The organism is Stenotrophomonas sp. STEN029 (assembly GCF_056760015.1).
This window is the reverse complement of sequence record NZ_JBRREC010000020.1, coordinates 45,759-58,870: the sequence shown is the minus strand read 5'-3', so window position 1 is coordinate 58,870 and position 13,112 is coordinate 45,759. Positions and strand designations below refer to the sequence as shown.

General features: G+C 63.5%; 12 protein-coding genes. 4 read left to right on the top strand and 8 right to left on the bottom strand.

Annotated features, from left to right (window positions below):
- Positions 1–199 precede the first annotated feature (199 nt).
- Positions 200–679: an FKBP-type peptidyl-prolyl cis-trans isomerase gene (locus ACVOLI_RS06890; protein WP_282271251.1), complete on the bottom strand. Its 480-nt coding sequence runs from the start codon at positions 677–679 to the stop codon at positions 200–202.
- Between the two features lie 110 nt (positions 680–789).
- Here ACVOLI_RS06890 and ACVOLI_RS06885 point away from each other — a divergent pair, with 110 nt between their 5' ends.
- The 3 genes from ACVOLI_RS06885 to ACVOLI_RS06875 all read left to right on the top strand — a co-directional run bounded on the left by ACVOLI_RS06885 (position 790) and on the right by ACVOLI_RS06875 (position 3,702).
- A complete protein-coding gene (locus tag ACVOLI_RS06885) occupies positions 790–1,323 on the top strand; it encodes a C40 family peptidase (RefSeq protein WP_481534066.1) in 534 nt (177 codons plus the stop codon).
- A 106-nt stretch (positions 1,324–1,429) separates the two neighbouring features.
- Positions 1,430–2,173 (top strand): C40 family peptidase, encoded by a 744-nt coding sequence (locus ACVOLI_RS06880; protein WP_481508416.1) that lies wholly within the window; start codon positions 1,430–1,432, stop codon positions 2,171–2,173.
- A 197-nt stretch (positions 2,174–2,370) separates the two neighbouring features.
- Positions 2,371–3,702 carry a sigma-54 interaction domain-containing protein gene (locus ACVOLI_RS06875; RefSeq protein ID WP_481534061.1) on the top strand — a complete coding sequence of 444 codons (1,332 nt, stop codon included), beginning with the start codon at positions 2,371–2,373 and terminating at the stop codon, positions 3,700–3,702.
- 50 nt (positions 3,703–3,752) lie between these two features.
- Here ACVOLI_RS06875 and ACVOLI_RS06870 read toward each other — a convergent pair whose 3' ends face one another.
- The 7 genes from ACVOLI_RS06870 to ACVOLI_RS06840 all read right to left on the bottom strand — a co-directional run bounded on the left by ACVOLI_RS06870 (position 3,753) and on the right by ACVOLI_RS06840 (position 11,223).
- Positions 3,753–5,078 (bottom strand): transporter, encoded by a 1,326-nt coding sequence (locus ACVOLI_RS06870; protein ID WP_481534060.1) that lies wholly within the window; start codon positions 5,076–5,078, stop codon positions 3,753–3,755.
- A gap of 50 nt (positions 5,079–5,128) precedes the next feature.
- Positions 5,129–5,896 carry a hypothetical protein gene (locus ACVOLI_RS06865; protein WP_481534059.1) on the bottom strand — a complete coding sequence of 256 codons (768 nt, stop codon included), beginning with the start codon at positions 5,894–5,896 and terminating at the stop codon, positions 5,129–5,131.
- 12 nt (positions 5,897–5,908) lie between these two features.
- Complete coding sequence (locus ACVOLI_RS06860; protein WP_481534058.1) at positions 5,909–6,610, bottom strand: C39 family peptidase; 702 nt, start codon at positions 6,608–6,610, stop codon at positions 5,909–5,911.
- A gap of 143 nt (positions 6,611–6,753) precedes the next feature.
- The gene (locus tag ACVOLI_RS06855; protein WP_481534057.1) at positions 6,754–8,178 is read right to left on the bottom strand and encodes an adhesin; all 1,425 of its coding nucleotides are present in this window, start codon (positions 8,176–8,178) and stop codon (positions 6,754–6,756) included.
- A 47-nt stretch (positions 8,179–8,225) separates the two neighbouring features.
- Positions 8,226–8,765, bottom strand: a complete 540-nt coding sequence (locus tag ACVOLI_RS06850) for a hypothetical protein (RefSeq protein WP_481534056.1) — start codon at positions 8,763–8,765, stop codon at positions 8,226–8,228.
- 98 nt (positions 8,766–8,863) lie between these two features.
- Positions 8,864–9,397: a hypothetical protein gene (locus ACVOLI_RS06845; RefSeq protein ID WP_481534055.1), complete on the bottom strand. Its 534-nt coding sequence runs from the start codon at positions 9,395–9,397 to the stop codon at positions 8,864–8,866.
- 494 nt (positions 9,398–9,891) lie between these two features.
- The gene (locus ACVOLI_RS06840) at positions 9,892–11,223 is read right to left on the bottom strand and encodes a dicarboxylate/amino acid:cation symporter (RefSeq protein ID WP_481534054.1); all 1,332 of its coding nucleotides are present in this window, start codon (positions 11,221–11,223) and stop codon (positions 9,892–9,894) included.
- 151 nt (positions 11,224–11,374) lie between these two features.
- On the opposite strand from ACVOLI_RS06840, the gene ACVOLI_RS06835 reads away from it, so the two are divergent.
- Positions 11,375–13,075 (top strand): alkaline phosphatase, encoded by a 1,701-nt coding sequence (locus ACVOLI_RS06835; RefSeq protein WP_313398974.1) that lies wholly within the window; start codon positions 11,375–11,377, stop codon positions 13,073–13,075.
- Positions 13,076–13,112 lie beyond the last annotated feature (37 nt).

Genomic DNA, 13,112 nt, shown 5'->3' with positions numbered 1-13,112 from the left:
CCGGGCGGGCGCGCGGGGCCGCGCGTCCCCCCCCGCCCCCCCCCCCCGCCGCGCCCCCCCCCCCCCCCCCGGCCCGCCCGCCCCCCCCCCCCCCCCCCCCCCCCCCCCCCCCCCCCCCCACTACAGGGGATGGCCCCACAACGCAGAACGGCCCGCTTTCGCGGGCCGTTCCGATGCTGCATTGCCTTGCGGCAAACGCTTAGTGCTGGTGACCGCCGTCGCCGTGCACGTGGCCGTGCTGCACTTCTTCTTCGCTGGCTTCACGCACTTCGACGATTTCCACGTCGAAATGCAGGTCCTTGCCGGCCATCGGGTGGTTCAGGTCGACGTCGACCACGGTCATGCCGACCTTCTCGACGGTGACCGCGCGCGGGCCGAAGTTGGTCTGCAGGATCACCTGGGTGCCCGGGATCAGCGGGGTCTTGCCGAAGTGCTTCTTCGGCACGCGCTGGGTCATGCCCTCGCGGCGCTCGCCGTAAGCATCGGCCGACGTCACGTCGACGCCGAAGCTTTCGCCGGCTTCCTTGTCCATCATCGCCGCTTCCAGGCCCGGGATGATGTTGCCGTGGCCGATCAGGATGGCCAACGGATCACGGTCCTTGGAGCTCTCGATCGGCTCCTGGCCGACTTCGGAGACGGTGTAGTGGAAACGGACGACGCGGTCTTTTTCGATCTTCATGCGCAACTCTGATAAATGGCTGCCCGCTGGCAGACGTTGGGACGGCTTGTCGGCCGCCGGGGACGCCGCCATGATGACGGCCTTCTAAGGTGGCGCATTATCCGGGCTCCATGCACATCACGCCAGTTCCCCGCTTCCGCTCGTGGTGCCTGCCGGCCACTCTCCTTACCGCCGCGCTGTTGACCGCCTGCGGGCACAGCCCCCCGAAACGGGCCTCGGCTCCCAATCCGGCCCACAACTACTCCCCGGTCGCCCCCGCCGACCCCGCCGCAGCCGCCTCGGTGCTGATGCGCGCCCTGGGTCTGGTTGGAACGCCGTACCGCTACGGCGGCAATACCCCGGAGTCCGGCTTCGACTGCAGCGGCTTGGTTACCTATGTATACCGGGACATGCTGGCCCTGAACCTGCCACGCACCTCGCGCGAGCTCGCGACCATCCAGGGGCCAAAGATCGCTCCCGATCGCCTGACCGCCGGCGATCTCGTGTTCTTTGGGAACAAAGGCAACGTCTTCCACGTCGGCATTTATGTAGGTGAAGGCCGCTTCGTACACGCTCCCAGCACTGGCGGAACCGTCCGCCTGGACCATCTGGATGGGGCTTACTGGCGCGATCATTACACCGGTGCGAAGCGGGTATTACGGTAAAACGAGACATTCCTCGCGAAAAATAACAATTATTTAACGAAATTTGTACCTATCCACACGTTTCACAAGGCATGATCGCCCATCGACTTTTTCCAGTGACTGCCGCGTGACGACTGACAACACGTCCCATCCGAGCCAGCCCAAGATTGTTCCGCTCACCCTCCGCCGCCTGATCTGCGCCGCGGCACTGGCTCTGGCCAGCCTGCCCGCCCTCGCCCAGAGCGCCGATACCGCCCCGGCAGCCAAGCCGGCCGCGGCCAAGACCGAAGCACCGCGCAGCAAGGCTGACAGCGCTGCCACCGCCACACTGGCCGCGCTGCTGCCGCATCTGGCCGCCAGCGACACCATTCCGCTGATGGACCGCTCGGCGATGTTTGCCGGCGATCTCAGCCGCCTTATCTCCGCCTACGACGCCTCCAAGGGTGTCTCCGCTGCCACCGAGGCAGCATTGGCCAACGACTCCGACGGCAAGGTGCAGTCCATCCTGCGCCGCGCCATGACCCTGCTGGGCACCCCGTACCGCTGGGGCGGCACCTCGCCGGACGCAGGCTTTGATTGCAGCGGCCTGGTCGGTTACGTGTTCCGTACCGCCCTGGGTGTCGAGCTGCCGCGCGTATCGCGCGAGATGGCCAGCCAGGCCAATGCCGAACTGATCAATGACCGCGCCGCGTTGGCCGCTGGTGATCTGGTGTTCTTCGGCCGCAAGGGCCGCGTAGACCACGTCGGCATCTATGTCGGCGAAGGCCGCTTCCTGCATGCCCCGAGCACCGGCAAGGACGTCCGCACCGACACCCTGCTCACCGGTTACTGGGGTGACAAGTTCATGCAGGCACGCCGCATGGCGCTGTAAGCGCCCTGCTGGCAGCTACCTGCCAAGCCGCAACCTTCGGGTTGCGGCTTTTTTATTGGCCGTCCTTTCGACATCACTTGTCCTCCACAAAAGTTAATGCGAACAACGCTCCTGCCGCCTGCAACAAAGTGCCAAATACGATTGCGCATGCGTGAATCACAGGTATATGGTGACGCCGAATGGAGGAGTGACCAGGCATGGCCGCGACATCTGTGTCAAGTACACGTTGTGTGATCTGGTTTGGAAATCCGGGGGCAAGAGAGAAAGTAATGCTGGCTGCGGATGGCTGGCAGGTGCGAACGGTACTTCCCCAACAGCCCGCCGACATTGGCATGCGTGGCGGCGACACGGTGGTTGGCCTGATCGATTTCCGCACCAGCTCGGAAAGTGAGCTGGAGCGCATCGGCAAGCTCACCGCCGAGCATCACCATATGCCGTTGTTTGCCATCACCCCGGCCAGCGATGGCATTGGGCAATCGCCCCTGCATCCCTTGCTTGCCGCGTGCCGCCAACAGTTCCCGCATCCACCGGATCTGAAGGAACTATTGCGCGGGCTGCAGGGCCTGAGCAATGAAGTGCCACGTGCAGCCAGTGAAGACGTGCTGGATACCCTGCTCGGCGAGAGCGAGGTGATGCTGGTCATGCGCGCCACCCTGCGCAAGTACGCGCCGGTGGACCTACCGGTCCTGATCACCGGAGAGACCGGCACCGGCAAGGAGGTCGCCGCACATGCGCTGCACCGCCTGTCGGCGCGCAACGGCAAGCCCTTCCAGGCCATCAACTGCGGCGCCATTCCTTCCACCCTTGTCCAGTCGGAACTGTTCGGCCATGAGCGTGGAGCCTTCACCGGTGCCACCGGCCGTCGCCAAGGTCTGTTTGAAACCGCACACACCGGCAGCGTGTTCCTGGATGAAGTCGGCGACCTGCCACTGGATGCGCAGACCAGCCTGTTGCGGGTATTGCAGGAAGGCACCATCGAGCGGGTTGGCAGCAATCAGCCCATCCCGGTGGATGTACGCATCCTCGCCGCCACCCACGTGGATCTGGAACGTGCGGTGGAAGAAGGCCGCTTCCGTCGCGATCTTTATTACCGCCTGAACGTGCTGCGCCTGTCGATGCCGCCACTGCGCAAACGCGATGGCGACATTGAACTGCTTTCGCGCCAGTTCCTGCGCAACTTCCGCACCCGCCACCCCACCCGCGCCCGCGGTTACACCACTGAAGCACGCCAGGCAATGGACCGCTTCCCGTGGCCCGGCAATGTCCGCGAACTGCTCAACCGGGTACAACGTGCGGCCATCACCGCCGAAGGCGAGTTGATCAGCTGCGCGGATCTGGAGCTCAACCAGGCTGCCAACGATGCCCAACTCAGCCAGGCGCGGAGCCGGGCCGAACGCGAAACCCTGCTGTCCTGCCTGCAACAAAGCCAATACAACATCAGCGCCTGCGCGCGACTGATGAAAGTCTCACGGGTCACCATCTACCGCATGTGCCGCAAGCATCACCTGGAGCTGGAAGCGCTGCGTTGATCGACTGCACGCAGCGCCCGCCTCCACCAGAGCTCATCCCGCGATCATCCTCACAGCATGTAAGGCAGCTTGAACGCCAGGGTGAAATCCGGCGCATCCGGGGTAAGGCCAATTCCCAACATGCTCACAAAAGTGGCCTTGGATGTCAGCGCATAGGTCACGCCCAGATTGAGCGTCCCCGCGTTGCCATCACTGCCGATCACCTTCATCCACTTGCCGTTCTTGTAACGCGTGCTGGCACGTGCACTCATGCGGTCGCTGAAGGAAATGCTCAAACTGGTGCGCTCGTTGAATGCAAACGCCACGCCTGCGCCGAAGTAATACGAATCACCCAGCGTCACCTCACCAGGATTGACCGTATCCGGATTGGCATCGATGTCGTCGAAGCTGCGCTTGAACGAGCGCACATAACCGATGTTGCCGAACAGGATCGCCGGGTCCGCACTCTTCACCGCCGACAGGCCGATGTTCGCCTGCCATAGACCGTTGCCGGTCGGCTGCTTGGACGGCACCGCGAAACGGATGAAGTCGTCGTCGTCGCGCTCGATCACCTTCCAATCCAGGCCATAGGGCTCGCGCCCCGTCGGCGCGGTGATACCGCCGGTCAGGACGGTCTCCGGGCGCCAGCCGCGCTCACCAAACAGCTTGTAATTGGCACTGACGGTGACATCGCCAATACCGGTGCCATGGGTTTCCTCCTGCGCGATGGCAGCCGCTGAACCACCTGCACCGCCCTTCTGGTAAATCGTCTTGCGGGCGATGTACGGCACATCCAGGTTCAAGGTCAGGCGGGGATTGAGGCCCCAGCGTGCGGCAAAGTTGTAGGTGAGCGAATCGGACTCGACGTTTTCGATGGCGATGTTGCCGAGAAAGATCGCATCCAACGCCAGGAAGCCATTGAGGGTCAGCTGTTTTCGGTCATAGCGTGCATAGGTGATGCTGTTTTCCAGCGTCAGCTTTTGATTGAACAGCGCCGATTGTTGTTGCTTCACGTCATCAACACTGCGCCGTGCCGCTTCCTTGGCCTGCTGCGCTTCAGCCGCGCTGCTTGCATAGCCCTCGCCGGCCGGGGCCGCAGTTGCGGGCGGGGCTGTCGCTGCAGTGGAAGCAGCTGCGGCCTCATCCGCGGGCAACTGCGGTGTCGGCAACACCTGGGCGGTCTTGCCACTGACCCGCGCCTGGATTGCCTGCACCTGCATGTCCAATTCCCGCAGACGCCGTACCTCCTGGGCATAGCTGGCCTTGAGTGCTTCCAGCTGCGCCACCAGTGCCCTTACATCCTCTGCATCCTTGTTGCCGGTTGTCGCCTCCTGCGCCATCACCCGTGGTGAAGCAACAGTCAGACTCACCAGCGCCGCCATCGCCAGTCGTTTCATTGTGTCGTTCCTCTACGTTGGACTCGCCAAAAACACGGGCCTGCCCGTGCTCACTGCCCGCCTATCCCGCCAATCCCCCGATTGAGCGTGATGGCCTGTGCCACGTTCTGGGCCAACGGCAGGTTCCCCGCCATCGACTCCCTTACCAGATCAATCTGCAGCCGGTTGCTGACCAACTGACCATCGCTGGTCAGCTGGACACTCTGGCCAACGCTGCCACTGCGTAGCCACTGTTGCACAGCGCCCTGCCCCTGGATGGTCAGCTGCAGGCGCGCAGCATTGCCGTCGAAGCTGGCCACCGCGCTTGCGTCACCCGACTGTGCCGTTGCATTGCCTGCTATCGATCCACTGACGCCGGGCACGACGCCATCGTTGCGTACATTCAGATGCATGACATTGCTGGCCCGATTGCCGTCGCCGGCGATCTGCACGCTCTGGCTGACACCGGCCACGTTGTTCAAACCACTGCCATCGATGCTGCGTCCGCTGGAATCAGGCAAGGGCGCATTGGCATCGGTGATGCTGACGATCGGTGTGAACGTCACCTTCGGCACGTTGCCACCTTTGCTGAAGTCCATGCCCAGCGTCATCGCGCCCTGCAGGCTCTGGCCCGTCGTGGTTTGCCAGGTAGAGACCATGGTCACCCCGAACCATGCCACCGCGTTGCCACCCACGGTATAGCGGCCACGCATCAGATTGAGTTCCGGATCCGGAATCTCGTGCAGGCCCTTGCCTGGCTTTTGTGGTGTTTCCGCGCCAACTGCTGGCAGCGCGAGCGTCAGCGCCAAAGCCAGCAGGGCGAACTTGGTTGCGTTCATCACAACACTCCTTCAGAACAGGTCGGCATGGCTGAAGCCAAAATCGACCAGCTCCGCATCGGTAATGGGGCTGGCCCCCTGGCGTGCATACAGCGCGCGCGCACTGGGCCTCTCACTGGGTTGCAGCAGCACCGTATTGCGATCGAAGTCACTGCCTATGACCACGAACACCGCGCGCGATGGCCAGGCTTCAAGAAACTCCGGCAAAGGCACCACGCGGTTGCCAAGGATCGGGTCAGCGACCTCGGCCATGCCATCGCGTATCTGCTTGAGCACGACGAAGTGGCGGAAGCCACGTACATCCATCAGCACCAGGCTTGGGACGCGCAGGTTCATCAGCCGCTCCTCGTCAATCCGGTAGCCACGACCTCGCATACCCAGGGATTCCACGTAACGCTTGATATCCAGCAACGAGAATCCACGTTGCTTCACCAACTCCGGGTCGGCCACTCCCATCATGCCCTCGATCACCGTCGCCTCGTCGGTGTTGAGGTGGTATGCATGCTTGAGGATAGTCGCCAGCGCCGCGGCACCGCAGCTGTAGTCGGTCTGCTGCCGCACCAGGTTGCGGAAGCGCCGTTCCTTCATGCTCTCGATCTTGCCGCTGTACAACGCACCGTTGGGCAACACACTGCTGAATGCCACCTCGCCTGCGTGCAGCAGGCCCGGCGACACACTCAACGCACAAGCCAACAGCAGCGATCGACCGAACATGGGCGTGGTACCTCCAGAGCGCCGGAAGGTGGGAGCCCCCCTCCCGGGGGAGTGGAATGGGGGCTCCCGGAACCCGGCCATTGGCGGATGACCGGGCTTGTTACGCTGAGCCAGTGCGTCATCCACGGGGATGACGCATCCGGTTACGGCTCGTTACCGGTACCGCCACCACCACCGGTTGACGGCTGTGCCACCGCCAGCGCGAGACTGTTGGCCTGCAGGTTGCCGGTACCGGAGGAGACATTGACACCGATGTTGCCCGACGCACCCGAGAACGCAGTACCTGACAGGCTGGCGGTATTGGTCGCATCAACCGCGATCCAATCGATGTCGATCACGCTGCCGCTCAAGCTGGCCGTGAGATCGGCGGTGCCCATTTCGGAGAAGCTCGAGGTGCCCTTCTCGTCGGTATCCCATGCCATGCCACCAACGCCCGGCTTGTACGGGTTTGCAACAGCACCCTGGGTCTGGTTATCCCAATCCGAGTGACCGGTCTGGTCGCCGGCCGGATGCGTATCGCCCGACCAGTTGTCTACGTAGAAGTTGCTCTTCTGGTAGGAATTGCCGGTGCCGGTATAGGTGCCGGTGCCGGTGCCCTTGGTGGTGCCGGTGACCTTGCCACTCATGCTGATCGAATAGCTGTTCACGAGGTAGTCGTAATAGCCATCGTTGCTGACTTCATTGCCCGAGGACACCTGGTTCGAGCTGATGCTCGAGGTGGCATAGGCACTGGTGGCGACCGAGGCAGCCAGAGCGTTCTTCTGCTCGTTGTTGTTGCCCGAGGTCACGTTCACACCGATGTTGCCACTGGCACCGGAGAAGGCATTGCCGCCCACGCCTGCGCTATTGGTCACACCGTAGTTCATCGTGGTGTTGTTCATGCCACTCTGGTTCACGAACACTTCCGCATCCGCCATGCCGAAGCTGAAGGATGCATCCGCTGCCGACAGTGCAGCCGCATTGTCCTGGGTATTGTTGTCACCGGCGGCGACGTTGAAGCCCAGGTTGCCCGAAGCGTCGGAACCGACATCATCGGCAATCGATGCATCGTTGTTCAGCAGGCCGTTCTCGGCATGGTTGTTGGAGATCGACTGGCGGTTGTCGATGATGGCAATCGCGGCCGAGTCCAGATCGATGTTGCCGGTAATGGTCGGGTCGCCGGAGAAGTTGACGTCCGAGCTCAGACGCATGTCCTTCTCAAGGTTCACGTCCACGCCATGGTTGTTCTTTTCCTTGCGCTCGTCGGCAGAGATGTTGGAGGTCTTCTGCACGTTCTCGGTTACATCGCTGGACCAGGTGCTGGTCGTCTCGGTGTTGGTCCGTGTGTCCGTGTTGTTGCGCGTATCGTTGTAGCGCAGGCGGGCAGCGGCATCCAACTTCAGATCAATGTCGGTATCGACATTGGTGTTGATGTTGGTGTTGGTGTTGGTATTCGTCCGCGTCTCAGTCACAGCATGCTGGTGATTGATGTTCGCGGTCGCGTTCTGGTCATCCGCCGCATTGGCTGCCGCGCTGAGGGTCAGCGCGGAAACCGCCATGGCGAGTACATTCCATTTGATCGCTTTCATGGTGCCCTCTTCAGATTTTCTGATGCATCGGGTGGATGGAACTGTGCTCACGGGGTGCCCTGCACGGAGATGCTGAATCTGTTCTCCGTTGCGTTGCCTGATCCCGCGATCTGATTGAGTTGCAGTACGCCGTCAAATCCGCGCAATGCGGATGCCTCCACGCCAACCCGGCGGGTTGCGCGGGGGTCGGTAACGGTGGACTGCCCCCCTGCCGACGCGAGCACTTCGGATGAAGCCATGGCCTCATCACTTGCCTCGCGTATGCCCTGTGCGGCCAGTGTCGCGGTGACGGAGTTCAACTCCGCGTTGCCGCCGCCACTGGCCTGATTGATTGATGCGATGCCGCCAGCGCCTGCCAGCGCATTGCCGCCGATGGTGGCGGTGGCCTGCATCGGTGAATTGAAGAGATTGGACTGACGCTGCTGCAGGCTGCGAACACTGGCCGACGCGTGTCCGCCATTGGCCATGCTGTGCAAGTTGGCCTGCAGGTTGAGATCACCCGCCGCCTGGTTGACCTTGATCGAGCCATTGGCACCGGCCAAGGCCCCACCGTCAATCCGCGTGTCGGTGGAAAGATAGGACAGCATGCCGCTGTAGCTGTCAGTGCCCGATTGCGCTTGTGCACTGCCCGCAAGGGCAAGCGCAACTACAAGCAGGGCAGCGGGAATGGGGGCGAAGGAAGCGTTCACTTGCCACCCGGCCCGGCCGGCTGGCCCAGCGGGAACTGCGCCAAGGCGCCACGTACCTGGTCGCCAATCCCGCGTGTCGCACCACCCACGGCGCCCATCGGGCCACCGATGGCGCGTGACAACTGGCCTCCGGACAACATACCGTCATCGCCGACAACGCGTCCCAGGGTGCCACCTACCATGCCGGTGGTTACCCGCTCGACCGTGGTCTGGCCATGCCCGGCCAGCTGACTACCAGCCATGCCCGAACCCATTGCCGCATAGTCATCATCGCTGAGCTCGCTCATGCCACCAGCCCCGAGCGCGGAGCCCAGCTCCTTGCGTGGCGAGGGATCGGCAATCAAGGCCATGCCTGGCGGTGCCATGCGGTAGGCCGGCCGCGTCGATACATCGCGCAGCAACACGATCTCGCCCGGCTGTGCCTTTACGCCCTGACGTGCACCGGAAGCCATGGCGGCCTCACTAGCGGCAGTACTGACCAGCAGCAAACCGATCAGGGCGGCATAACGATGTAGGGTCCAGCTGTCCATTGCGTCGTCCACTCGTACCAACGCGAGTGATAGAGCAGCATCCGTGCCAAGCAAAAATCTCAACTAAAAACAACAGCTTGTAGATATCACCCAGCACCCATGGGTGTATCCATGTCACAGCCATGCTGATATCAAAGCCGGCGCATGGAAGCCCTGATGGCACCGCGAAAGGCATGCGCTGCCTGGCTTTCACGCAGCTGTATCAGTGCTGTTACAGACAGTTGTTACACCTGCTACAAACAACAACCGTCGGATATGAGATAGGCCGGCAACGGCCCGGCCCTGCATGTAGGAGCGGCGTAAGCCGCGAAGCCGGCGGCGCCGGGCTACCCGCATCTCTGGCACCCGGTGACGTTCGGGTTTCGCGGCTTTCGCCGCTCCCACAAAAAATCCGATGCCAAGGGACTGGCATCGGATTCTGGGTGACTCAAGTACTCAGGTGAACGGTATCGCGGCGATGCCGATCCATTCCTGACGCTGCGATTGCAAACCCGCTAGTCCGGATGGCGCCCACTCGCACCAGCACCCATCGCCGGCGTACCCGCAGCGTCGTACACCTGCTGGTCGAGCAGCCCGGTCTCCTTGGCCACGATCACCGGCACCACCATCTGCCCGGTGACATTGGTCATGGTACGCATCATGTCGAGGATCCGGTCGATGGCGTACAGGTAACCGATCGCCTCCAGCGGCAGGTTGGCCGCGCTCAGCACCACCGTCGCCATCACCACCGCCGTGCCCGGTACGCCGGCCGTGCCGAAGCTGCCCAGCACCGATGCGATCAGCACGATCACGTATTGCTCCGGGGTCAGTGGCACCCCGGTGTATTGGGCAATGAACACCGCACACAAGGCCGGGTAGATCGCACCGCAGCCATCCATCTTGATGCTGGCACCCAGCGGCACCGCAAACGATGCGTAATCCTTGTTGACGCCGAGGTTGTCGCTGATGGAACGCATCGCCACCGGCATCGCCGCGAAACTCGACGAAGCCACGAACGCCACCTGCATGCCTGGCGCCGCACCACGGAAGAACTTCCACGGGTTCAAGCCGTGCGCAAGCAGCAGGCCGCTGTAGACGATGACGATGTGCAGCGCACAGGCCACGTACAGTGCCAGCACGAAGTTGCCCAACGGCAGCAGCTTCTCGAAGCCATAGCTACCAACCAGCCCGGCGATAAGGCCGAAGGTACCCAGCGGCGTCATCTCAAGCACGAAGCGGGTCACCTGGATCATGATCTCGCTCATCTGCCCGACCAGCTTGCGCGCTTCGTTGACCTTCTCGCCCAGCTTGACCATCGCAAAGCCAAGCAGACCGGCGAAGAAGATCACCGGCAGGATCGAGCCGCGCCCGGCCGCCAGCACCTGTTCGCCAGCCGCATTGGCCTTGGTACCGATGCCAGCCAGTGCGTAGAACACATTGGACGGCACCACATCCATCAGCACCTTGGCGATCGAAGGCACGTCACGCGGGGTGTAGGCCGTGTCCACCGCCAGCTTCAGGCCACCGGTGCCCGGCTGCATCACCGTGCCGACCAGCAGGCCGATGCCCACCGCGAATGCGGCGGTGATCACGAACCACAGGAAGGTGCGGCCACTCAGCGCGGCAACCGACTTCTGCCCATGCAGCGAACCGATGGCGTTGATCACCGCGAAGAACACCAGCGGCACCGCAATCATCTTGATCAGGGTGACGTAGAGCTCACCCAGCGGACCGAAGAAGGTCTCAGCCGCCGGTCCCAGCGCCCAGCCAGCCAGCGCGCCCAGCACGAAGCCGCCGACCACCCGCTGCCAGAAGGGGATCCGCAGCCAGGCAGAAACCACATTCATATCGTCAATCCGGGATAAAAATCGAAGGTTGCCACGATAGCGCAAGGCCTGCGCCAGAACGATGCCCACACAGAAAAGCTGCGTGTCATATGCATGCCTTCCACGCTTGACCATAATGGCGGTCTGTCTTCATCCAGCGGTAACAACCACGATGCACAAAGCCAGTTTCCTGTCCGCCGCCCTGTCCACCCTGCTGCTCGGCGCCTGCGCCAGCACCGGCCCGCAGTCCGGCCCGGCCAACGCAGTCAGCGTTGATGTCCCCCAGATCACCCGCCCGGACGGGGAAACCCCGCAGTGGTGGTACCGCGACGGCGCCGCCCGCGCCGCCGGTAATGGCGCCATGGCCGGCAAGGCCAAGAACGTGATCCTGTTCCTGGGCGACGGCATGAGCCTGACCACCGTGGCCGCCGCACGCATCCTCGAAGGCCAGCGCAAGGGCCAGCCAGGCGAAGAGAACCTGCTGTCCTGGGAACGCTTCCCGGCCACTGCGTTCAGCAAGACCTATAACACCGACTCGCAGACCCCCGATTCGGCCGGCACCATGACCGCCATCACCACCGGCGTGAAGAGCCACATGGGCGCCATCGGCGTCAGCGCCGGCAGCCGCAACAACTGCGCCGACAGCCTGCCCAAGGGCCTGCTCACCTGGCTGCAGCTGGCCGACAGTGCCGGCATGGCCACCGGCATCGTCTCCACCGCGCGCCTGACCCACGCCACCCCGGCGGCAACCTACGCGCACTCGCCCGAGCGCAACTGGGAAAACGACACCGACCTGCCGGAAGCGGCCAAGGCTGCCGGCTGCGTGGACATCGCCCAGCAGCTGATCTCCACCTCGCGCTACGGCCAGGGCCCGCTGGTTGCGCTGGGCGGCGGTCGTGGCCAGTTCACCACCATCAATGAGCAGGACCCGGAATACGCGGACAAGGTCGGCCTGCGCCTGGACGGCCGCAACCTGGTCGCCGAATGGCAGGCCAAGCACCCGCAGGGCGCCTATGTGTGGAACGCCGACCAGCTCAAGGCGGCCGCCAACGCGCCGGCCCTGCTCGGCCTGTTCGAGCCGGACCACATGCAGTACGAGCAGGACCGCCCCAAGGACCGCGCCGGTGAACCGTCGCTGGCCGAACTGACCCGCGCCGCCATCGCCAACCTGTCCAAGCACCAGGAAGGTTTCGTGCTGATGGTCGAAGGCGCCCGCATCGACCACGCCAACCACAGCGGCAACGCAGCGCGAGCACTGGGCGACACCATCGCCATGTCGGATGCGGTCAAGGCTGCGGTGGACGCCACCTCGGCCGAAGACACCTTGATCATCGTCACCGCCGACCACTCGCATACACTGAACTTCGTCGGTTACCCGGCACGCGGCAATGCCATCCTCGGCAAGGTCAAGGACAAGGGCGGTGAAGACGGCATGGGCGCACTGGACCTGGCCCGCGACGGCATGGGCATGCCCTACACCACCCTGAGCTATGCCAATGGCCCGGGCTACACCGGTGCCAGCAACCAGCAGCCGGCCGGCCCGAAGCGCTTCCCGCATTCGCCGAGCAGCTTCGAGACCGCCAACGGCCGCCCCGACCTGACCCATGTCGACACCGAACATCCGGACTACATGCAGGAAGCGCTGGTGCCGTCCAAGAGCGAATCGCACGGCGGTGAAGATGTCGGCATCTGGGCGCGTGGCCCGGGCAGCAAGGCAGTGCGTGGCACGATGGAACAGAACACCATCTACCACCTGATCGTGCAGTCCACCCCGCGCCTGCGTGAGCGCCTGTGTGCCCTGGGTACCTGCGACGCGCACGGCGTGCCGGTCGAGCTGCCGCAGCCGGCCAAGTTCGAGCGCAAGGCGCAGTGAGCCTGCTCCGGCAACGTGCCGGATGGCCAGTGGCAGC